Here is a 296-nt window from a genome sequence, read left to right on the forward strand (position 1 = left end):
CTGCGCGTCCGTAGCTCAGCTGGATAGAGTACCTGGCTACGAACCAGGCGGTCGGAGGTTCGAATCCTCCCGGACGCGCCAGTTATTCACAATATGGCCTGTTAATAGGCGGTATTGATAAAAAAGATATTAGTGTGCGCTCGTAGCTCAGCTGGATAGAGTACCTGGCTACGAACCAGGCGGTCGGAGGTTCGAATCCTCCCGAGCGCGCCATTAATCTTGTGTGGTGAGGTGGCCGAGAGGCTGAAGGCGCTCCCCTGCTAAGGGAGTATACGGTTTATCCCGTATCGAGGGTT

The 296-nt window shown here is 55.1% G+C and carries 2 tRNA genes; both read left to right on the forward strand.

Annotation, left to right across the window (positions count from 1 at the left end):
• Positions 1-4: 4 nt before the first annotated feature.
• Positions 5-81, forward strand: a tRNA-Arg gene (locus Q0852_RS23805).
• Positions 82-136: 55 nt separating this feature from the next.
• A tRNA-Arg gene (locus tag Q0852_RS23810) sits at positions 137-213 on the forward strand.
• Positions 214-296: the final 83 nt, after the last annotated feature.

Source organism: uncultured Photobacterium sp., from assembly GCF_947502415.1.
Lineage (GTDB): Bacteria > Pseudomonadota > Gammaproteobacteria > Enterobacterales > Vibrionaceae > Photobacterium.